The organism is Micromonospora sp. NPDC049274 (assembly GCF_040678875.1).
Taxonomy (GTDB): domain Bacteria; phylum Actinomycetota; class Actinomycetes; order Mycobacteriales; family Micromonosporaceae; genus Micromonospora.
Genome location: NZ_JBFAQS010000006.1, coordinates 363,112 through 383,952 on the forward strand (window position 1 = coordinate 363,112; position 20,841 = coordinate 383,952).

Below are 20,841 nucleotides of genomic sequence, written 5' to 3' on the forward strand. Positions count from 1 at the left end.
CTTTGCGGGACGGGGGGCAGGGCGGGCGAGATGGTGGGCGCGTGTGGACGCGCCTCTTCGAACTACCACGCATCTTCTGCGCGAGGGCTCTGCACTGACCCCGGCCGGCGCAATCTGGCCCGCCGCCTGCGGCTTGTGGACAGACCACGTCCGTCGCCGTCGGACGCTGCGCAGATCTCGCGCGACGGTGGCGGCTCGACCTCGATCGGACGTCGTCAGGGCGTCATCCGCGACTGGCGGCCTCGCGGAGCAGCGCGTCCGTCTCGGGGTCGGGCATGAGCTCCCGCACCTCCTGGGAGCAGCGGCAGGCAGCGGCAATCTTGGCGGCCCACACCTGCGCCTCCTCGCGGGTGGCCACGTCGACGACCGCGAACCCCCCGATGACCTCCCTGGTCTCCGGGTACGGGCCGTCGGTGACCGTCCCGTCCGTGGCCACGATTGTCGCCCGCTGCCTCTCCAGTCCGGCGCCGAACACCCACACGCCGGCGTGCACGGCCTCCCCGGTCACCGCGTGCGCGGCCTTGCCCACGTCGGGCCAGTCCTCATCGGGGATGTGGTCCATGGCGCCGTCGTCGAACGAGATCAGGTACCGCGGCATTCCCAGACTCCTTCGTTTCGGCGGCCTCCGCCGACCGCCTCCTGCCTGTACTACGAACGGCTCACCCCGGATTCGACGCTACGCCGGAGGAGATCTCAAGGACGGTGGCAAGCCAGCGGTCACCGCCCCGGCGCTGCCGCAGAGCCGGTGAGCCGGAGACGGTGGCGCGAAATGGGCGCGCAGGTCGTGGCGACGGTGTGGCAAGGTGCTCGACGTGGCACAGGTCGTCGCTCGGCACCTGATCGTGGTGGATGCCTGCACCCGCGATGGGCGAGGTGGCAGCCCCACCGCCGTCGTGATCGACGATTCCATCCGCACCGACGACGAGCGGCGCGCTGTCGCCGCGACGGCCGGCACCTCCCACACCGCATTCGTCGACAGCAGCGCGGCGCCACCCCGCGTACGGTTCTTCACCACCGAGGGCGAACTCCGCAACTGCGGACACGGCACCATCGCCGCGCAGGCCGTCCTGCTGCACCGCGCCGGCGGCACCCAGCACCACGGCCACCAGCGCACCGGCAACCGAACCCTCGCCGTGACCGCCACCCGCCGCCACGACGGCATCGAAGTCTGGTTCGAGCAGGGCGTCATCGCGCTGCGGGACCACGCCGAGCCGGCCCGCGGCGCCATCATCGCGGCCCTCGGTCTGACGCCGGGCGACATCGTCGTCGGCGACCTGCGGGTCGCCTCGCCCGGCACGCCCCGGCTTCTCCTACGTGTCCAGGATCGCCGGACGCTGTCGGCAATGCGGCCGGACTTCGCCCGGCTGGCAGCCGAGTGCCGCCGGCTCGGCTATCTCGGCTGCTTCGCCTATGCGCTCTCACCGTCCGCAGGACCAGCCACCGCCCGCATGTTCGCCCCCGCGATCGGCGTCGACGAGGACACCGTCAACGCCAACAGCGTCGGCTGCCTCGCCGCCCACCTCCTCGACACGTCCCGCACCAGCCAGATCGAGGTGTACCAGGGCGACGCGCTCGGCCGCCCGTCCTCGGTCTTCGCCACCGCGACACACACCCCGGACGGCATCGTGGCCAGGATCGGCGGCCTGGTTCACCACCCGGCGGCCCGCACTGGTGTCACCCCCACCCAGTAGCCTGCCCGGCGAGCCGACTGAGAGCCGCAGCGCTGGAGTCGTACGACGGAGGGTGTGATGTCCGCAATGGCGGCACTGACCGTGGTCCCCCGGGAGAGCATCACCGAGCTGGCCCGCCTGGCCCGCACAGCGCCGTCGTCGCTCCACCCGTACCTGACGGAACACGGGGGCAAGGCGCGGCAGGAGTACGACTGGTCCGGGTACTGCCTGCTGTACGTCCTGACCTACCTGGAGGAACGCGACATCGACCTGCAACGGTCGGAGTTCGAGGCCGAGTCGGAGGCGATCAACAGCGCGTACGGCCTGACCGTGCTCATCACCGCAGCCCACAAGCGGTTCCTGGATCAGCTCGACCCCGCTGGGCACCGCAAGAAGGACCTGGTCGCCCACTTCGAGGAAATGGGGATGGACTTCGAGGAGAGCGGCACCGCCGGTCTGGATGGGCTAACACTGTTGCGCGACTGCATCTCTGACCTCAACGATGACCAAGTTCTGCTGCTGCACCTCGGCTGAGGCCGACTCGACCCGGCAGGGTGTCACCATCCCCGCTGGGTTCATGCCATCAGTCGAGGCAGCGGACGTGAACGACGATGTGCTGGGGATGACCGCCCATGTCGCGATGCAGGACCTCAAGCCCCACCCGGTGCCGGTCCGTCGAGACGGGATCGTCCTTCTCGCCGGCCAGGCAGCTTGGGTACGTACCGTCGCGGTGCTGTGTCCCGCCGACGTCCTGCCAGCCTTCGGCGATCACCGAGTAGGTCGTGTCGGCGTCGAGAGGGCGGCGTGCGGTCCCGTCTTCCTCGAACACGACGGACCTGGTCTGCTCGTTCGACCAGGTGACCACCCCGACGAGCAGCTCCGGCCTGGCGGTGTGCGGATCGTCGGCAAGCTCGGCCGCCCCGAAGCCGCCCACCAGACCTACGGCGACAAGCGCCAGCGAAACGGCAATCATTGCGAGGCGACGGTGTGGCACGCCTGCAAGGTACGCGATCGACGCTCACCGGACTGGCCCAGAAGGACCGTCCACACTTCGTCGGGTCGGAGCCACAGCTTCTGATCACTGTGAACGCCGCGCCGCTTTAAGTGGATGAGGGCTTCCGTGTTTGCGCTGATCTCGGGATCGCTGGCCCTGTCCTATCCTGAGCCGCGCGCTGCCGTCGCCGCAGCAACACGGCTGACACCAGGTAGCCCACGCTGATGACCGCCCACAGTGCGGCAAATACCCAATGCCACGGCGTGGGGTCTCCGACGGCCACAACCACCCAGCCGACGGCCAGGAGAAGCCAGACGCCTCCCCTGATGAAACCCTGCTTCGGCGTCATTGTTGTCCGCCACCATGGGTTCTTGGTTGGCTTCATATAGGAGATCTTCGCATTCATCACGGCCAGGAGCCTGCCGACCGGATGCGCGAGAGGGCTTGCGGTGTGGCGGAAGGCGTAGATTCGCGAGTACCCGAAGCTAGCGCACCGGAAACCGGGGCGGCGCCTACGCCCCGGCCACCGGTGCGGCCCGGCGATGGCGCGTACAGCCCGTGTTGCAACAGTTGTAAGGCGTTGCGCAACGAGTTCGACCTGAGGGAGGTGCTGTGCCGCGGGCAGACAACCGCGCACTGTCGGACCATGCGGCACGGGCACTCAAGATGGCAGGTTGGACGCCACGCCGCAGGGTGGACGTCGACGAGTGGGAGTCGGCGCTCGCCCCCGAGGGCTTTGCCATGCACGCCTCCGCCCGTGACTTCCTGACCGAGTTCGGTGGCCTGGTCGTGCCGGTGAGCGGTCCCGGCCGCGACTCCGCCCGGATCGGTGTACGACTCGACCCACTGCTGTGCCTCGGCCAGAAGGTGTGGTTCGACAGCCTCTCCGGACCTACTGCCGGTCAGCTCTACCCGCTCGGCGAGGAGCACGACGGGCACGCCAGCCTGGCCATGGACGCCGACGGCACGATCCATCTGCTCTTCAACGATCAAATCAAGAGGATCGGCCCCGGCCCGACCGGCCTGGCCCGACTGCTCGAAGGCGAAGAAGCCCCGGCTGGGCAGTGACCTGACGGCCGTCCACAGCGAGGCGGGCTGCCATCATTCTTGGCAGGTTCGATTCGGCAGTAGAGCCGGCTCGATGCCGTGTCGTCGATTGGGGGATGCAGTGAGCTGGGTTGCCAACGTGATGCTGTCGGTGGGTCTGCAGGACCGCCACAACGCGGAGGCGTTCAGCGTGTGGCTCGACAACGAGTGCCCCCGTCGCGAGCTGGCCATGGGGTCAGGCGGCTGCGGCAACCTGCGCCTGATCACCGCCGCGGACAACCAGTGGGGCGGATATAAGAACCCCGAGTGTGAGGTGTTCACCGGGGCGCTCAACCACGCTGACCTCGCCGCCGTCGTGGAGCATTTCGGTTCCCTGGCCTGGCACAACCCCAATGCGGTGCAGCTCTTCGTGATGGATCAGGAGGAGTCCTTCTTCCGCGTCTGGATGATCCGCAACGGCGTTCTGCGGCAGTACGCCCCGTCGTCGCCGGACGAGGAGGACGACGATTTTTGGCCCGCCTCCGGGTCATAGCCGCCGATCGGTAGTACCGCCGTCAGCAGGCTGGCGAGTGGCGTGATCCGGTCGAGATCAAGCGGTCCCGCCGACGCAGGTCGTCCACCTGGTTGCCGACCAGATCCCCCGGGTAGAGGCAGATGTATGGACCCCCGAGACGTGTTCCAGATCCTGTTGGGCATCGTCGGCGTGGTCTTTGCCAGCTACGGTGTTCGTCTCCTGCTGACTGGCCGCATGTCGCCCTTTGCCCGGAGAAGGTGGACGCGGCCAGTCGATGCGGGGATGTGGTTCCTCTGCGGTGGGCTCTTCTTCTTGTTACTTGCAGTGGGGTACCTCGGACGGCTCATCGGCGCGTTCGGACCCGTGGCAGCGTTGACGCTTGTGGTCCTGGCGCTCGGGTTCCTCGCACTCGGTCTCGTCAGATACCGGCCCCGCGACGGTGGAGATGGCGACCGCGCCTAACCACCAACAACCACGCCGGCCGGACGGACCGCCTCCACCGTCAGAACACGGGTGCGCGGCAACGCGCTCGATGGTTGGATCGCTGGCGTGACCCGTCTCTATCCCGAGATCGAACCCTTCGCACACGGCATGCTCGACGTCGGTGACGGCCACCTCGTCTATTGGGAGAGCAGCGGCAACCCGCTCGGAAAACCAGCCCTGGTGCTGCACGGTGGCCCCGGCTCCGGAGCCGGCGCCTCCTGGCGGCGCTTCTTCGACCCGGCCGTCTATCGGTTGGTCCTGTTCGATCAGCGGGGATGCGGACGCAGCACACCGGACGCGGGCGACGTGCGAGCGGACCTGTCGACAAACACCATGCCGCATCTTCTGGCCGATATCGAGAAGCTGCGCACGCACCTGAACATCGACCGGTGGTTGCTGCTCGGCGGATCGTGGGGCAGCGCCCTCGGCCTCGGCTACGCCGAGCGGCACCCCGACCGAGTCACCGAGATCGTGCTGTTCAGCGTCGTCACCAGCACACCGGCTGAGCACCGGTGGCTCACCCGCGACCTCGGACGGATCTTCCCCGAACAATGGGAGAGGTTCCGGGACGCGGTGCCGGTGGCCGAACGCGACGGCAATCTGCCCGCCGCGTACGCCCGGTTGCTGGCCGATCCTGACGAGGGCGTACGGGACCGGGCCGCACGCAACTGGTGTGCCTGGGAGGACGCACTCGTCTCCAACCTGCCCGGCAGTCGACCCGACCCTCGATACGAGGACCCGGCATTCCGGATGACCTTCGCGCGTCTCGTCACCCACTACTGGGCGCACGACGGCTGGTTCGCCGACGGCGAGTTGATGGCCGGCGCACATCGGCTCGCCGGCATTCCCGGTGTTCTCGTACACGGCCGACTCGACCTCGGCAGCCCGGTCGACATCCCCTGGCAGCTGTCCAAGGTGTGGCCCGAGGCACGGCTGGAGCTGATCGACGAGGCTGGCCACGGCTCCGGGCGGGGCGTCGGCGACGTCGTCATCGACGCCTTGGACCGCTTCGGAGCCTCCTACCTCGACCGCCAGGATCAATAAGCGGTTTTCCTGGCGCCCAAGCGGCGGCACGGGGTCAGCAGAAGGGACCCGCAGCTGGTCAGGTGCCTGCGGCCGGATGAAGCTTACCGGCTGAGGAAATCACGAACGTCGGCCGCCAGCCTGGTCATCTCCTCGCCGGCCTCGACCAGGAAGACCGTCCGGGCCGACCAGGCATCGTCGGCATACGCCTGCCGGGTACGCCGCAACGTCACGCCGATGGCTACGTGACCTCGCCCGTCGTGGTGCGCGTCGACCGCCATCTCACCTTCGAGCGAGCGCCATTCCCGCCTGCCTTCCCAGCCGCGCCAGTCATCCGCCAGAGACTGAAAGAACCATCCGAGAGATTCGTTCTCAGGTGCCCACCGGCCCGCCAGCGTGGCGCTCGTCTCCGCCGTCATGCCGACGTCCGAGATCTCTGATCGCACAGCCCAGACGTAGCCATCGCCGTACGGGTCGGTTGGAGGGTGTAATGCCCAACGGCAGCTCGTTCCGATCGGCTGCAGCACGAAGGGCTCCACGGTCACCATGATGGTCGGCAGGCTCGGGAGTGTCGACGGCAATAACGACGGGATGTCGGCAGCATGATCGACCAGGTAGAACGGCTGGTGGGGCGAGCGGCGGACTAGATGCGGATCGCCTGCCCCGCTGCACATTCATGCCGAACGATTCTCGTGGCCCTTGCCGGCGATCGGGCTCAATCGGCCCGTACTGCGGCTTCTTGCCCCGGCTACTCCTGTGTTGCGCGCTGCCGTCGCCGCAGCAACAAGGCTGACACCAGATAGCCCGCACTGACGACGGCCCACAGTGCGGCAAATGCCCAATGCCACGGTGTGGGGTCTACGACGGCCACAACCACCCACCCGACCGCCAGGAGAAGCCAGACGCCTCCCCTGATGAAACCCTGCTTCGGTGTCACTGTTGTCTGCCACCACGCACTCCTGGTTGGCTTCATGTGGGAGATTTTCGCACTCATCACGGGACCAGGCAGCCGGAGCGGCATGAAGGCCCCGACCCGTGCACCATTGTGGATGAACGAGGGCGCCGAGAGACTTCCGCCCGCCGTCTGCCAGTGCAGTTGACCTGCTCGTCTCGTCGCCCCGCGTCGACCTCTGGCTGTTGGAGTCACTCGGCTTGGCTGTTCGGCACCGTCAGCTGGAAGGGCGAGGATCACGGCCGACCCGGACCTGGTGGGCCAGGTCAGGGGCAGGAAGTCCGCGACCGTTCGTTCCCCTGGTGACCGTGCGGGGTGCCGGGCTACTGGCACGTGGATGGCACAGTGGTGGCCTTGCAACCTAGGCGGTCGGGCCGCCGCCCTATCTAACTGGTCCGACGCCGCCGCAGGGCCGCTGCCACCAGTCCGGCGGCGAGGGCCGCCAGCATCGCACCGACCGCGAGCCACCAACGGCTCGGCGTGTGTGCAGGAGCGGGTAGGGCCGCGACATGCGTCGGGACCGCTGCGGCTGCGGACGGTGTGGCCGCCAACTGGCGGATTCCGTCGCACAGTCCAGTGGCGCCGTTGATCGAATTCACCCTGTACCGGGTGCCAACGCGGAAGTCATATCCGCAGCTGACCTCGCTGCGGCTCACACGCAGCCCGAGCGTGTCACCTTTTCCGAAGCTGCCCTTCTCGACGGACTCGACCGCGAGTTGGACCGCCTCGTCCGTCACCTGCGTGACGGTGCCGACGACGATGCGCTCGGCTCGTTCGTCCTGTTGGTCGGAACGCAAGGCGCAAGAGCAGGCCCAAGCGGGCTCGGCCGGCGAAACGGCCACAATGAGGCCGAAGCTGAGAATGGCCAGAGCGAAGACAATTGCGGCGCGCAGCTTCATGTCATCACTGACGCGGCCGGGTCCCCCTAGGTTCCCGTGCGGCTGCGGACTAAGAGCGTTGATCCGAACGTCGATGCGGTTCGCCTGGGTCGCCGGCAGCCTGGCTGACCAGGTAAAACTGCTGGTGGGGCGGGCGGGACTCGAACCCGCGACCGAGGGATTATGAGATCAAGATGGGCGAGCCTGCGACCTGCACAAGTGGCCTCCCACCAGCGGAAACACCTCTCGACATCTCTCACCACTCCCTCACCGCCGGTCGACCTCTTGCGGACTGAATGCGGAAACACCTCTCGACATCTCTCACCACTCCCCCACCGTCGGTCGACCTTTTGCGGACTGGATGCGGACCGCCGGCCATCGCCTTAAACCCATCGCGCTGATGGTCCATCCTGAGTGCATGGAGCCGGAGAAGATCCTCAACGAGCTGCCGCCGCCTGAAAACCTGGCACTAAGTCAGGCGTGGCTCTGGACGAAGGCTGTCATGGTCCCGGCAGAGCGCCTACTTCATGGGCCAAGCTCGGGCCTCCCCGACGCGCTGCTGCTGTTGGTCGCTCTGCGCAACGTGCATCGTGCTGCCACCATGGCGCTCCGGCACATGCGCGACCCTGATGCCAAGGCGCATCTGACCGACGCGGTGGCGCAGTTTGATGCGGCGCTGCCGGGCCTGGTTCAGGCTCGTGACGTCGTGGAGCATTTCGATGAGTACGTCCTGGGCGATGGCAACATGCAACGGCGCCTGAAGAGAGAGGCCGCCTCGAACGGAGACGATCTGTCTGAGGCCGAGCTTGCAGAGCTTTACGCGCCCCAACTGAGGGGCACGGGAAGGCACCCGCTGATCTCTATCGGGCCGCATGCGGTCGATGTCACGAGAGCACCTAACGCCGCGAGCTGGCTCCTTGAGAGGATCTACTCGGCTGCGGATCTTGAGCAGAGGCAGCCGCCGGAGCTGCCTGGCGTGTCTCGCCTTTCGGTCCTTGAGCAGCCTGGTGATTAGAAGAAGATCGCGGAAGGCTGGTCGGGTGGCTGCGCACCTGGTCAGCCCGTCCGTCGTTGTCGGGTAGCGTCGGCGTCAGCTGGAGGTCTTGGTTGTACGACGGGGCTGTACCGCCCTCAGTACTCTGCCCTCATGGATGGCTGGACTCTGGCTGCCACCTTGGTGGCCAGCACTGCGCCGCTCGTCGCCGTAGGGATCGCGGCCTACGCAGTCAGCGTCCCGAGGCGCGCCGCCGACGGCGAGGAAGGCGCCACGGTCAGTCCAGCGACCCAAAGACCTAGTCGCTCCCTAAAGTTTGCGCGAGACGTGGCAGTGAACGTGATCGCAAACCTTGCCGCTGCCGCGGTCATCTACCTCCTGGCGGCAGTGTCCGGGCTCCTGCCTCGATCGCCCTATCTCATTTTCACTGCGCTGATTACGGTGGCATTGGTCGCCGGCTTTGGGCTTGGTGCTGTCGGCCTCGCTCTCAGAGGCGACGCAAAGATCTATACGTTGGGAGCGGCCCTGATTGTCATGGGCGCTTCGGGAGTGCTGGCTCGTTTCATCAAGGACTCCGGCCTTACTGGCTGGGAAAAATTTTGGCTTCCAATCGCCTCCAGCGGTGCTCTCGCCGTTGGATTGATCATCGTCGCCTCCATGCGGCAGCTGAGGCGACAGCCTCCCCAGCAGCTACCTAGTGCTCTTGAGGCCCCAGACGAGCGCGGCGAATCCGCACCACTCACTTGAGCGTCCGCGACCTTGCTGCCATCCCGTCTGCCGCGGACCCACACACCGTGGAGTGGGCCAGGGCCAGGGTGACAAGGTGGAGCGCCCTACCGGACGAGTCTCAATGGCGGTTGTCAAGCGGGCCGTGCGGTGGGCAGGGTCTCCTCGGTCGGGCAGGCGTGTTCCTGCCCGGGGTTCTCGGTCGGGTCGAGGCTCGCCGAAGGCGACCGCGTAGCGGCTTGGCCTTGACCTGGCCGGGGTTCTCGGGCAGCCCCTGCGGTGCCCGGGCGAGGAGACCCGTTGCGGTCTCTGAGGGAGGGCCGGGGTGCGGGGCAGGGCCCCGCTTCTTCCGGAAGGGCAGGGTTGGTGGCGTCGACCGTCGTGCCTGTCTGGGTCAGGGTTGAGTACCGCGCCGTGCTACGAAATCCAGGAAGTCCGGTGCCTCCAGCGTTGGGTCGTCGGCGTCGTGGTAGTGAAACCAGACCTCGTCGCTGCACCGGCCGCCGAGGACGGGGAAGCACCAGTAGTCGCCTGTGCCGACAGGGGCGACCGCGACGAAGGACCGATCCGGGAACTCGGCCTGGCTGACGGAGATGACGTCGTCGACGTGCTGCGCGGATCCTGCTGTGGGTATGGGCAGCAGGTCGAGGAATCCGAACTGCCCGCCGCCGTAGCGCATCATGAACGCCTTGTACTGCGCGGGCAGGGTCGCGCCTAGCGCTCGCTCCGCCTCGGCAATCTCCTCCGCCGATGCGGTCAGCCCTTCGATCACCTTGAAGTCTTCGATTGCCTCGAAGCCGGATTGAGCCGCCCGGGCTCGTAGTGATTGGACGTGCTGGTCGAACTCCTCGAAGTCCATGCCGTCGATCATCTCCGACTCCTAGCCCGGTGTTGATGGTGCTGGTGGTTGGAGTTGGAAGCACCGGTTGTCGCGGAGCAGGGCCCACAGCACGTCGACGCGGCGGCGGGCGAGGGCGATCAACGCCTGCTGGTGCTTGCGTCCCTCAGCGCGTTTGCGCTGGTAGTAGTCACGGTTAGGGCCGTTCATCCGTAGCGTGCTGAGCGAGGACATGTAGAACACGTGGCGCAGCCGCCGGTTGTAACGCTGCGGCCGGCGCAGGTTGGCGACGCGCTTGCCAGAGTCACGGGCCACCGGCGCCAGACCCGCGTAGGCGGCCAGGTGATCAGGGCTGGCGAAGGTCGACAGGTCCCCGACTGCGGCGATGAACTCCGCGGCCGCCAGTGCCCCCATGCCGGGCAGGCTACGAATGATGCCGGCCTGCGGGTGGTCACTAAAGGCGGCCTCGATCGCCTTGTCGGTGTCCCGCATCCGTCGATGCAGTTGCAGGAGATGAGTGGCCAGCTCACCTGCGAGCGCAGCAGTGGTGTCCTGTCCCGGCAGGGTGCGATCCTGCTCAGCCGCGGCGGCCAACGCCTGATCGGCCACCTTGGCGGCGTTCACGGCCCGATGCCGGCGCAGATGCGCCACGAGCTGCTCGCGACCGGCGGCACGGATCTGTCCGGGCGTCTGATAAGCGCTGATCAGAACCAGCGTCGCGACGTTGGTGAAAGTCAACCCACGCTCCAGCACCGGGGAGATTCCGAGCATCAATCGGCGCAGCCGATTCACGGTGCGGACCCAGTCCTCGACCAGGTCGGCACGGTGCGCCACCAGCAGCGCGAGTTTGGCGATCAGCTCCGTCGGTGTCTCGACCGGCAGGAAGTCGTGCCGCATCCGAGCGGTGTTGGCGATGACCACGGCGTCACGCGCGTCGGTTTTGGCCTCGCCGGCGAACCCAGCGGACATCGTCTTGACCGTGCGGCCTGGGATATACACCGCCTGCTGCCCGGCCAGCGCCAACATCGCCCGCAGCAGGGCTGTCTCGCAGCCGACCAGGTCGACTGCCCACACCACCTCATCGTCGGCGCCGACACGGCCGATCAGGTCCGCGATCGCCTGCTGATCGTTGGCCACCCGCGTCGACCACAGCACCCGCCCGGCCACGTCTACCGCCGCGGCGTGGTGAGCCTGCTTGCCCGCGTCCACGCCTACCCATACCTGCACCAAGCCGTCCTCCCGAAGCACCCAGTTCCAGGTCACCTCGGACAACCCCGCCGGCAGTTCCTTAGCAAGCGACGACTCGCAGATCTCAATCAGCGGCCAAGGCGCCCTGGGCTGGCTGGGCGGCCGCTCGTCCATGGCCACCTAACGGCAAACGACCTTGAGCCACACCCAACCAGCCCGGCGGCCCGGAACACCATCCAGACGCAAAAACCCTAAGGAACGACCTTGTCGCCCTGGCCCTGGTCTGCTCGGCTCTGCCTGGGTCGGTGGCTGGCGGGATGGCATCCCACCACCCACGAACCGGAATCGGTCGGCAACTCCATCTCGGAGTCGTCTGGCCCCCGCCGGAGGCAAGGCTCCTATCGGCCGGCGCGCCGGCCGATGCCGGCGCTTGCGCCGCCAGCAGGCCGAGCGCGACCGGCGCGGCCCGCTTGCGGGCCGCCTTGATGCGGTTCGCCCGGGTCGTCGGCAGCATGGCTGACCAGGTAAAACTGCTGGTGGGGCGGGCGGGACTCGAACCCGCGACCGAGGGATTATGAGTCCCCTGCTCTAACCGGCTGAGCTACCGCCCCGACACCGCGCGGATCTTATCCCGCCCGGCGGATCACGGGCCAGCGCCGGTGTGGCCCCGCCTCATCCCCGCCGCCGTCGCCACAGCAGCACGATGGGCAACGCGAGAATAACAGTGAGCAGCCAGCCCGCCACGACGACGCCCCAGAGCCATTCCTCTCCCGGCTCGGTGCCGGCGGCGGCCACCACGTACGTCACCAGCAGGCTCACCGCGCCCACCAACAGGACGGCCACGCCGCTGATCACGATTGCCGCGATCTCCCACCACGGGCGATTGGCGGGCGTACGGGCCGGCTGGTCGGCGGTCGACGGCTGCGGGATGGTGTCCGGTGTGCGGGCCGGCATGGCGATGTGCCTGTCGGCCGGCACCTGGGCGTCGATGACCGGAAGCGCCGCCGGGTGCAGGTTGAACATGGTCGGCTCGACGTGCAGCACGATGGCGTCCGAGCCGATCAGTTGCCGCGCGCCGTCGGGCCAGGTGAGCATCGCGGAGCAGTCGGCGTACCGGACGGTCAGCGGGCCGTCGGTGCCGAGGTAGGTCACCCCGTCCACGCCGATGCGCAGGGCGCCGGCGCCCTGCTTCGCCGGGTACGTGGTGCCCTCGACGGTGTCGCTGGAGTGGGTGGGTGCCGCGACGAAACCGGCCCAGTCGGCGGTGAGCCCGCGCGGCACCAGGAGCAGCGCGGACGACATCATCTCACCGGCCACGTCGTGCAGGTCGGCGAGGCTGACCGCCTTCAGTTCGGCCCGGTGTTCGTCGATGCTGAGGTTCGGCTCGCCCGTCAGCACGTTGAGGGCGTACCCGGGCAGTCGCGCGGCGTCGACCTCGGCGGTGCCGAGCACGTCCTCCCGCTTCGCGATGGTGGCGTCCAGGTCGGCCTGCTCGATCCGCCCGACCCGCAGCTTCGCCAGCACGTCGACGAAGCCGCCGAGTACCGCGTCCTGCTTCTCGGCAAGCGCGTCGGCGAGCGCCCGCAGCGTGGCGTACCCGTCGCCGCGCGGCTCGTAGGCCGTGGTGGTGGTGTAGGAGAGGCCCGACTCCTGGCGCAGTGACCGGTACAGCTCCCGCTCCAGCACGCCGGAGAAGACGGCCGCGGCGGCGCTACGCCGCACCACCGAGTCGAGCACCACGGCGCGGGCGCCGCTGACGAAGTACGCCGGGGTCTGCGGCAGTGCCGACGAGACGGCCGGCACCGGCTGCCGGACCCCGCTGGGCAGCGGGAGGCGCAGACCGGCGGGCACCCGGTCGCCGGCGATCCAGAGCACCGCGTTCTCCCTGGTGAAGGAGCGGGCCACCCACTCGCGCAGGTGGTCCGCGGTGAGCGCGCCGAGGCCCCACTCGGGGTAGCTGCTCAGGCCGAAGTCCCGCGCGCCGTGTCGCCACAGCGGGATGTCGTCGACCGCGGCGGCGCCCCGGCTGCTCCACTCGGTACGCAGGATGTCCTTCTCGACGTCCAGCCGCGCCACCGGCAGGTCCGACAGGTGCTCGCAAACGGCGGTCAGGAACGCCGCGATGTCCGCCTCGGAGCCCTGGGTGTGGAACATGGTGAACGCCGGGGCTGTCACGCCGTTGACGTGGTAGTCGGCCAGGCCCAGCGGCGCGAGTGCGAGGTGCTCGATGAGGTGGGTGATGCCGGCGCGGCTGAGCGTCTCGTCGGCGGTCCCGACCCGGAAGGTCAGTCCGGCGCGCATCGGCCCGGCGGTGGGGGCGAGCAGCGTGGGCACCCCGTCCACGTCCAGGTGCTGGATCACGACTGGCCACCCTTCGCGTACGCCTTGGCGCGGTACTTCGTGTAGCCCTCGGCGTCGTCCACGTAGGCCCAGGGGTATTCGGTGCCCAGGTTGCCGAGGGCGGTGAACTGGCTGGCGGCGGCGGGCCACTGTTCGGTGAGGCTGAACATCAGCGCGAACGTCGAACGGACCCACACCCACCCCGACCGGTCGACGAAGTCCGGGTGCAGCACGGATCGCTGCCCGGCCTGCATGACCTCGTCCACGACGGGTGTGCTGCGCAGGTACGCGGTGCGCTCCCGTTGGGTGTCGAAGTCCAGCCAGCGTTCCAGGTGCGCCTCGGCGACCAGCACCGCGTTGGGCGCCCCGGCGGGCGCGGCCTGCGCGCACTCGCGGGCGAACGCGAAGGCCCGGTCCCAGTCGCCGCTCCACTTCGGGCAGAGCTGCTGGAGCAGGGCCGCCTGCGCGGGAGCGTGGTGGGGGTGCTCGCGGGCGAGCCGGTCGTAGCGGCGGCGCGCCTCGTTCTGGCCCAGTTGCAGCCCCCGGGCGAGGGTGATCCGTTGGGTCCAGGCGGCCGCGTCGTCGGGGTACCGGGCGGTGACGTCGATGAGCACCCGCTCGGCACGACGCAGGTGCTCGTGGAACTGTTCGAACTGCGCCCGGCTGACGTGTTGGGCCCGGTAGGCGCTGCGGATCCGCCAGCCGGCGCGGATGAGCTGGTTGCCGAGCAGCGTCCCGGCGAGCTGGTCGGTGGGGTGGGCGTCGTACACCCGGCGCAGGAACGGCTCGGTCCCGACCTGGTCGCCTGCCGCGCCGACGAGCAGGGTGCGCCCGTCCGCGTCCCGGTCGGCGAACACGGCCTGGACGGCGGGCCAGTCGGCGGCGTCGAGCGCCTTGCGCAGGTCGTTGACCTCGGGGTACGCGGCAGCGGCATCGAAGGTGGGTGCCGGGAGGGGGGCGGGCATGGCGGCGATCATAGGTGATCAACTACGGCTGCGGGGGCCTCGTTCGAGGCGGGCTCAGCCGGCGCGCAGCTCCTCCAGCACCGCCCCGGCGGCACGCCAGCCGCTGGCGAGAGCGCCCTGGATCGATGGACTGTCCCGGTGGTCACCGGCCACGAACAGCCCCTCCCCCAACGAGACGGGCTTGCGCAGCCGGCCCTGCGGCGGCGGCGTGGCGGGCAGCGCGGCCGGGACGGCCACCGTGGTGAGGTGGGTCCAGTCGGCGGTGGATCGACCGTACAGCCGGGTCAACTCGGCCCGGATGGTCGACTCGGGCGGGGCCGTCGGACCCACCACCGACGTGGCCACGAGGTGCCGTCCGGCCGGCGCGTACGTCGGGACGGCGTTGCTGAGCACCACCGTGTTCGCCACGATCTCCCGGCGGTCGCCGTCGACGACCAGGATCGGCTCGGCGAGCGGCGGCTCCGGGGCGCTGTGGTAGTAGGTGGTGTAGCTGTGCATGCGTACCGTCGCCAGGGCCGGCAGCAGCGCGGCCGCGGCGGGCGGGTCGACGGCGACCACGACGGCCCGGCAGCGGATGTCGCCGGCCTGCGTGCGGACCAGGCCGGGTGCGACCTGCGCGACAGGGGTGTCCAGGTCGAGCAGGTCGGTTGGCAGCGGGTCGGCGATGACCCGGGGCAGCGCGGCCATCCCCTCGGCGGGCAGCCCGATCCGCCCACGGGCGAACGAGCGCAGCACCACGGCGAGCACGTGACTGGAGGTGGCCAGCTCCCGGTCGATCAACACGCCGGACAGGAACGGCCGCAGCAACTCCTCGATGATGGCGTCGGAGAGACCGGCGCGGCGCAGAGCCGTCTCGGCGGTGGTCTCCGGCGCGGAGAGCAGCCGGGACACCGGCAGCGTGGCGCAGCCGGTGGCGAGCGCGGCGAAGCGCAACCGGTCGAGCAGCGAGCCCACGCCGGCCAGCGCGGTCCGCGGCCCGCCGGCCGGCTCGCGCAACGGGTTGACCAGCCGCAGCAGGTCGTCGCCCCGGCGCACCAGCACCCCGGACGTGAAGTAACCGAGGTCGAGCCGGTCGGTGTCGAGCAGCGTGCCGAGCCGCGGGTACGCCGTGTTGAGCACCTGGAACCCGCGATCGATCAGATAGCCGTCCACGACGTCGGTGGCGACGCGACCGCCGAGCCGGCCGCTGCCCTCCAGCAGTCGCCAGGGCACGCCGGCGCGGTGCAGCCGGCGCGCGGCGGCGAGCCCGGCCAGGCCGCCGCCGACGACGACCACGTCGGTCTCAGCCAGCATCGCGCGCCTCCCGCTCACCGTTCGCCCGGGACAACCGGCCCGGCCACCAGATCTTCGGCCCGATGTCGTACGCGAGCGCGGGCACCAGCAGCGACCGGACGATGATCGTGTCGATCAGTACCCCGATCGCGACGGCCGTACCCAACTCGACGAGTATCACCAGCGGCAGGACGGCAAGTGCGGAGAAGGTCGCGGCGAGCACGATGCCGGCGGAGGTGATCACGCCGCCGGTGACGGCGAGGCCGGCGAGCACACCGGCGCGGGTGCCCCGTTTGGCCGACTCCTCCCGGACCCGGCTCATCAGGAAGATGTTGTAGTCGATGCCGAGGGCGACCAGGAAGACGAACGCGAACAGCGGGAACGACGAGTCCACGCCGGGGAAGTCGAAGACGTGGCGGAACAGCAGCGCGCAGAGACCGAGGGTGGCCGCGAAGCTGAGCAGCACCGTGCCGATGAGCAGCACTGGTGCGAGGAGGGCGCGCAGCAGCAGGGCCAGGATGACCGCGATGACCACCAGCACCACCGGGATGATGACGTTCTGGTCGCGCTTCGCGGCGTCGGAGGTGTCCACGTTGATCGCGGTGAAGCCGCCGACGACTGCGTCCGCGCCGGGCACCCGGTGTACGGCCTCCCGCAGGTCGCGGATCGTCCGCTCGGCGCCGTCGCTGTCGGGCGGGTCGGCGAGCGTCGCCTCCAACTGCACCCGTCCGCCGACGACCTTGGGCGGGGCGTTCTCCTCGGGCGGGCCGGTCTGCGGGCCGGTGGAGAGCGGACGGACGTCGGCGACGCCACGTACGCCCTGGGCCGCCTGCGCCACCTGCCGCGCGGTCTGCTCGGTGGTGAAGATGGTGGCCGGGCTGCCGGTGCCGGCCGGGTAGTGCCGGGCGATCACGTCCTGACCGTCCACCGAGTCGGTCCGCTGGGTGAACAGGTCGGACTGGCCGAGGGTGGTGGCGCCGAGCTGCGTCAGGCCGAGCGTGAGGAGAGCCAGGACGACTGCGGTGCTCAGCCAGATCGGTCGGGCGTGCCGGGCCACGAACCCGGCGACGCGGTTCCAGATGCCGTGCTCGACCCGTGGGTCGGCCTGGTCGACCCGCGGCCGCCGGGGCCAGAACGCCCACCTGCCGCCGAGGACCAGCAGCGCGGGCAGGAAGGTGAGCATCACCAGCAGCGTGGCGGCGATGCCGAGGGCGGCGACCGGGCCGAGCGCCCGGTTGGAGTTGAGGCTGGACAGCAGCAGGCAGAGCAGGCTGACGATGACAGTGCCGCCGGACGCGATGATGGCCGGCGCGGCGCCCCTCCAGGCGGCGCGCATGGCGTCCCACGGGCGGTCGTGCCGGTGCAGCTCCTCCCGGTAGCGGGCGATCATCAGCAGCGCGTAGTCGGTGCCGGCGCCGAAGACCAGCACGGTGAGGATGCCCTGGGCCTGGCCGTTGAGCTTGATGATGTCGGCATCGGCGAGCAGGTAGACGAAGACCGAGGCCAGCGCGTACGACATTCCGGCGGCCAGCAGCGGAAAGATCCACAGGACCGGGCTGCGGTAGACGATCAGCAGGATGACGAGCACCACCACCAGGGTGACGAGCAGCAGTGGCCCGTCGATTGCGGAGAAGACCTCGATGAGGTCGGCGAGCAGGCCGGCCGGGCCGGCGACGTCCACGCTGAGCCCGTCCCGGTCGCCGCCGGCGAGGTCGCGCACCTGTTTGACGACCGCGCCGATCTCCTCGCCCTCGGCGTCGTCCACAGGCACGAGGACCTGCAGCGCCTGACCGTCCGCGCTGGGGATCGGCGGGGACAGTGGGGTGACCACGCCGGGTATCTGGGCGAACCGGGCGGCGTCGGCGGCGACCCGCTGCCGGTCGGCGTCGGTGATCCCCGACGACCGCTCGTAGACGACCAGAGCCGGCACGGTCTGCCTGTCGACGAAGCCGCCCGCGAGGTCCTGGGCGCGGGTCGCCTCGGCGTCGGTGGGCAGGAAGGCGGCGTTGTCGTTGGTGGCGACCTCGCTGAGACGCCCTGCGTAGGGGCCGGCCACACCGCCGATCACCAGCCAGGCCAGCACGACCGCCACCGCGATCAGTGTGGCCCGGCCGAAGCCGCCTCGTCCGGACATGGCGCTCACCTCAAGAATCGACGCATCAATCGACGCAGCGGGAGTCTAAGTCGACATCGACCATCCTGCCGGGCGAGCACGTCGAGCGAGGGCGAAACCGGGTGGGCACAGACGAAAACGCCCGTCGGCGTACTGCCGACGGGCGCTGGGTGGAGAAGCTCCCCCGATTGGACTCGAACCAATAACCTGCCGGTTAACAGCCGGCTGCTCTGCCAATTGAGCTACAGGGGATCGTGCACCGCCTGGAACCGGATCTCGCCGGTGCCCTGCGACGGGACAAGAGTACAGGACATCCCCCGGTGGCGGTCCAGTGGGTTCCACTCGTATCCGCCTTGATCCAGATGCGCAGGTCACCGCCGCGACCCGATCGCAATCAGGGCAAATCGCGATCCCGGCACAAGCAGGCTTGAGCGGGGAGCAGGATGGGTAGTTAGCTGCGGACAGAGGACGCAGGCGCGAATTGGTCGCGCCCGACGGGGCAACCCGCCGGCGCGACGGCGCGTCAGGTACGGAAGGAGCCGCCATGCGCGGAAAGATCATGTTTCTTGGCGGGCTGGCTGCGGGATTCGTCCTGGGCGCCCGTGCCGGCCGGGAGAAGTACGAAGAGCTCGTGGTTCGGGGCCGCAAGGTGCTCGACCACCCGACCGTCCAGGAGGCGGCCGGGGTCGCGCAGGCCCAGGCCAACAAGCTCTACAGCGAGGGCAAGGACAAGCTCGGCCAGACCAAGCTGGGCGAGAAGCTGGGCAACGGCAGCACCGGCAAGCAGGAGCTGACCGCCGCCGACGACGCGTTCGCCGGCACGCCCGCCACGGTGGGCGCCAAGGCGGGCTCCGGCTCGACGGGCAGCAGCACGGTCGGCACGACCTCCGGGTCGCCGTCGGCTACCACCCCCCGCACCAAGCCGTCCGGCTCGGGCACCAACGGCAGCACGCTCTGACCCAACGCACGTCGACGGGCCGGTCGCCGAGAGGCGACCGGCCCGTGGTCTGTCCGGGTGGTGGTCAGTCCTTGCTGCTGAACGCCGCGTCGAAGGCGGCGGTCGGAGCGTCGAAGGCGAGCCGGCGGACGAACTGAAGCGCCTCCGGGGCACCGAGCAGTCGATCCATCCCGGCGTCCTCCCACTCCACGGAGATCGGGCCGGTGTAGCCGATCGCGTTCAACGCCCGGAAGCAGTCCTCCCAGGGCACGTCGCCGTGCCCGGTCGAGACGAAGTCCCAGCCGCGGCGCAGGTCGGCCCAGGGCAGGTGCGAGGCGAGCCGGCCGCGTCGGCCGTCGCCGGTACGCACCTTCGCGTCCTTGCAGTCCACGTGGTAGATCCGGTCGGCGAAGTCGAAGATGAAGTTCACCGGGTCCAGCTCCTGCCAGACGAAGTGCGACGGGTCCCAGTTCAGCCCGAACGCGGGCCGGTTGCCGATCGCCTCCAGCGTCCGCTTCGTCGTCCAGTAGTCGTACGCGATCTCACTGGGGTGCACCTCGTGCGCGAATCGCACCCCGACCTCGTCGAACACGTCGAGGATCGGGTTCCACCGGTCGGCGAAGTCCTGGTAGCCGCGCTCGATCATCGACGGCGGCACCGGCGGGAACATTGCCAGGGTGTGCCAGATCGACGACCCGGTGAACCCGACGACGGTCTTGACCCCGAGCTTCGCCGCCGCCCGCGCGGTGTCCTTGATCTCCTCGGCGGCCCGCTGGCGGACCCCCTCGGGCTCCCCGTCGCCCCAGATGCGGCCGGGCAGGATGTCCTGGTGCCGCTCGTCGATCGGATGGTCGCAGACCGCCTGACCGACGAGGTGGTTGGAGATCGTGAAGACCTCGAGGTTGTGCTTCGCGAGCGTCTCCCGCTTGCGGTCGACGTACGAGTCGTCGGCGAGCGCCTTGTCGACCTCGAAGTGGTCGCCCCAGCAGGCGATCTCCAGACCGTCGTAGCCCCACTCGGAGGCGAGCCGGCAGACCTCCTCGAACGGAAGGTCGGCCCACTGGCCGGTGAAGAGCGTGATGGGTCGCGCCATTGTCCTTCTCCCCTGATGTGATGGGGATTCCGTTGTGCGGACCGGGGCGAGGGTGACCGGTCAGACCGGTACGCGGCACCGAGGCGGAACACCGGTGGGTGCCGAGCGCACCTGGGCCCGGCGGGTTGCGCCTCCCACCGGGTCACCGGCCACCGTCACGGTCGCCGCCCCCACCCTATTTCCGCCAGGCCCTCTCGCGAAAGCCCCGGATCGTCACTCGGCCGCTTCTTCGGGCGCGGGAAGGACCGCCCGGACGGTGAATCCGCCGCCGGAATTCGGGCCGGCGGTGAAGGTGCCGCCAACCCGCTCGGCGCGCCCCCGCACCGCGGCCAGCCCGCGCCCGGCGGCCCGGGGCTCCCCGGTCGGCGTCGCGGCGTCGGCGCCCTCGTCGCGTACCTCGATGGTGACGCCCTGGGCGTCGTAGCGCAGGCGGACCGCGACCGCCGCGCCCGGGGCGTGCCGGCGCGCGTCGGCCAGCGCCTCCTCGATGATCCGGTACGCCGCCACGTCGACCGCGCCGGGCAACGGCCGGGGTGCCCCGCCGAGGCTCCAGCGCACGGGCTGGCCTGCGGCGAAACCCTCCATCAGCGCGTCGAGGCGGTTCAGGCTGGGCGCCGGCCCGGTCAACGGATCGGGCTCATCGACCCGGTGCAGCGCCGCGCGCAGCCAGTGCCCCTGCGTCCGCACCGTCCGGCGCCATCGCGCGAAACGCCCCATGCCGGTCAAGGTACGGCAGCCGCCTGAGAGTGGGCCGCCCGGCCGCTCCGGCTCGGGCCGCTCCGGTCATGGATGGTCGAGAGGCATATACCGGTGA

Annotated in this window: 21 protein-coding genes and 2 tRNA genes; 9 read left to right on the plus strand and 14 right to left on the minus strand. The window is 69.6% G+C overall.

Annotated features, from left to right (window positions below; genetic code table 11):
• Positions 1–223: 223 nt before the first annotated feature.
• Complete coding sequence (locus AB0K10_RS14775; RefSeq protein ID WP_363683510.1) at positions 224–598, minus strand: YciI family protein; 375 nt, start codon at positions 596–598, stop codon at positions 224–226.
• Between the two features lie 214 nt (positions 599–812).
• Between AB0K10_RS14775 and AB0K10_RS14780 the strand changes: the two genes are divergently transcribed.
• Positions 813–1,691, plus strand: a complete 879-nt coding sequence (locus AB0K10_RS14780) for a PhzF family phenazine biosynthesis protein (RefSeq protein WP_363683512.1) — start codon at positions 813–815, stop codon at positions 1,689–1,691.
• A 57-nt stretch (positions 1,692–1,748) separates the two neighbouring features.
• Positions 1,749–2,204, plus strand: a complete 456-nt coding sequence (locus AB0K10_RS14785) for a hypothetical protein (RefSeq protein ID WP_363683514.1) — start codon at positions 1,749–1,751, stop codon at positions 2,202–2,204.
• A gap of 49 nt (positions 2,205–2,253) precedes the next feature.
• Here the strand turns inward: AB0K10_RS14785 and AB0K10_RS14790 are convergent, their stop codons facing one another.
• Positions 2,254–2,664, minus strand: coding sequence for a hypothetical protein (locus tag AB0K10_RS14790; protein WP_363683516.1), 411 nt, complete (start codon positions 2,662–2,664; stop codon positions 2,254–2,256).
• Positions 2,665–3,276: 612 nt separating this feature from the next.
• Between AB0K10_RS14790 and AB0K10_RS14795 the strand changes: the two genes are divergently transcribed.
• The 4 genes from AB0K10_RS14795 to pip all read left to right on the plus strand — a co-directional run bounded on the left by AB0K10_RS14795 (position 3,277) and on the right by pip (position 5,752).
• Positions 3,277–3,732 (plus strand): SUKH-3 domain-containing protein, encoded by a 456-nt coding sequence (locus AB0K10_RS14795; protein WP_363683518.1) that lies wholly within the window; start codon positions 3,277–3,279, stop codon positions 3,730–3,732.
• Between the two features lie 100 nt (positions 3,733–3,832).
• Positions 3,833–4,243 carry a squamosa promoter-binding protein 15 gene (locus tag AB0K10_RS14800; RefSeq protein WP_363683520.1) on the plus strand — a complete coding sequence of 137 codons (411 nt, stop codon included), beginning with the start codon at positions 3,833–3,835 and terminating at the stop codon, positions 4,241–4,243.
• 126 nt (positions 4,244–4,369) lie between these two features.
• Positions 4,370–4,687, plus strand: coding sequence for a hypothetical protein (locus AB0K10_RS14805; protein WP_363683522.1), 318 nt, complete (start codon positions 4,370–4,372; stop codon positions 4,685–4,687).
• An 87-nt stretch (positions 4,688–4,774) separates the two neighbouring features.
• Entirely contained in the window at positions 4,775–5,752 is a 978-nt protein-coding gene (gene pip / locus AB0K10_RS14810; RefSeq protein ID WP_363683524.1) for a prolyl aminopeptidase, read from the plus strand.
• Positions 5,753–5,835: 83 nt separating this feature from the next.
• Here pip and AB0K10_RS14815 read toward each other — a convergent pair whose 3' ends face one another.
• Both AB0K10_RS14815 and AB0K10_RS14820 read right to left on the minus strand, forming a co-directional pair.
• The gene (locus tag AB0K10_RS14815) at positions 5,836–6,279 is read right to left on the minus strand and encodes a DUF6228 family protein (RefSeq protein ID WP_363683526.1); all 444 of its coding nucleotides are present in this window, start codon (positions 6,277–6,279) and stop codon (positions 5,836–5,838) included.
• 790 nt (positions 6,280–7,069) lie between these two features.
• A complete protein-coding gene (locus AB0K10_RS14820; RefSeq protein ID WP_363683528.1) occupies positions 7,070–7,582 on the minus strand; it encodes a hypothetical protein in 513 nt (170 codons plus the stop codon).
• A gap of 397 nt (positions 7,583–7,979) precedes the next feature.
• Between AB0K10_RS14820 and AB0K10_RS14825 the strand changes: the two genes are divergently transcribed.
• Together AB0K10_RS14825 and AB0K10_RS14830 are read left to right on the plus strand one after the other, a co-directional pair.
• Positions 7,980–8,576 carry a hypothetical protein gene (locus AB0K10_RS14825; protein WP_363683530.1) on the plus strand — a complete coding sequence of 199 codons (597 nt, stop codon included), beginning with the start codon at positions 7,980–7,982 and terminating at the stop codon, positions 8,574–8,576.
• A 306-nt stretch (positions 8,577–8,882) separates the two neighbouring features.
• Positions 8,883–9,302 (plus strand): hypothetical protein, encoded by a 420-nt coding sequence (locus AB0K10_RS14830; RefSeq protein ID WP_363683532.1) that lies wholly within the window; start codon positions 8,883–8,885, stop codon positions 9,300–9,302.
• Between the two features lie 373 nt (positions 9,303–9,675).
• On the opposite strand, the gene AB0K10_RS14835 is transcribed toward AB0K10_RS14830, so the two are convergent.
• From AB0K10_RS14835 to AB0K10_RS14870, 8 genes are all read right to left on the minus strand, one after another.
• Positions 9,676–10,152: an SMI1/KNR4 family protein gene (locus tag AB0K10_RS14835; protein WP_363683534.1), complete on the minus strand. Its 477-nt coding sequence runs from the start codon at positions 10,150–10,152 to the stop codon at positions 9,676–9,678.
• Positions 10,153–10,161: 9 nt separating this feature from the next.
• Positions 10,162–11,487, minus strand: coding sequence for an IS110 family transposase (locus tag AB0K10_RS14840; RefSeq protein WP_363683536.1), 1,326 nt, complete (start codon positions 11,485–11,487; stop codon positions 10,162–10,164).
• Positions 11,488–11,841: 354 nt separating this feature from the next.
• Positions 11,842–11,918 (minus strand) — tRNA-Ile (locus AB0K10_RS14845).
• A gap of 61 nt (positions 11,919–11,979) precedes the next feature.
• Positions 11,980–13,668, minus strand: coding sequence for an insulinase family protein (locus AB0K10_RS14850; protein WP_363683538.1), 1,689 nt, complete (start codon positions 13,666–13,668; stop codon positions 11,980–11,982).
• Positions 13,665–14,612 (minus strand): hypothetical protein, encoded by a 948-nt coding sequence (locus tag AB0K10_RS14855; RefSeq protein WP_363683540.1) that lies wholly within the window; start codon positions 14,610–14,612, stop codon positions 13,665–13,667. Before AB0K10_RS14855 ends, AB0K10_RS14850 begins: the two co-directional genes overlap by 4 nt.
• Before the next feature lie 54 nt (positions 14,613–14,666).
• Positions 14,667–15,905 (minus strand): FAD-dependent oxidoreductase, encoded by a 1,239-nt coding sequence (locus tag AB0K10_RS14860; RefSeq protein ID WP_363683542.1) that lies wholly within the window; start codon positions 15,903–15,905, stop codon positions 14,667–14,669.
• Positions 15,895–18,018: an MMPL family transporter gene (locus AB0K10_RS14865; RefSeq protein WP_363683544.1), complete on the minus strand. Its 2,124-nt coding sequence runs from the start codon at positions 18,016–18,018 to the stop codon at positions 15,895–15,897. The genes AB0K10_RS14860 and AB0K10_RS14865 overlap by 11 nt, the downstream gene beginning before the upstream one ends.
• Positions 18,019–18,176: 158 nt before the next feature.
• Positions 18,177–18,249: transfer RNA gene (locus tag AB0K10_RS14870), tRNA-Asn, on the minus strand.
• 292 nt (positions 18,250–18,541) lie between these two features.
• Here AB0K10_RS14870 and AB0K10_RS14875 point away from each other — a divergent pair.
• The gene (locus AB0K10_RS14875) at positions 18,542–18,955 is read left to right on the plus strand and encodes a hypothetical protein (RefSeq protein ID WP_007463781.1); all 414 of its coding nucleotides are present in this window, start codon (positions 18,542–18,544) and stop codon (positions 18,953–18,955) included.
• Positions 18,956–19,019: 64 nt separating this feature from the next.
• Here AB0K10_RS14875 and AB0K10_RS14880 read toward each other — a convergent pair whose 3' ends face one another.
• Both AB0K10_RS14880 and AB0K10_RS14885 read right to left on the minus strand, forming a co-directional pair.
• Positions 19,020–20,027 carry a sugar phosphate isomerase/epimerase family protein gene (locus AB0K10_RS14880; RefSeq protein ID WP_363683546.1) on the minus strand — a complete coding sequence of 336 codons (1,008 nt, stop codon included), beginning with the start codon at positions 20,025–20,027 and terminating at the stop codon, positions 19,020–19,022.
• Between the two features lie 213 nt (positions 20,028–20,240).
• Positions 20,241–20,744 (minus strand): ATP-binding protein, encoded by a 504-nt coding sequence (locus AB0K10_RS14885; protein WP_363683548.1) that lies wholly within the window; start codon positions 20,742–20,744, stop codon positions 20,241–20,243.
• Positions 20,745–20,841: the final 97 nt, after the last annotated feature.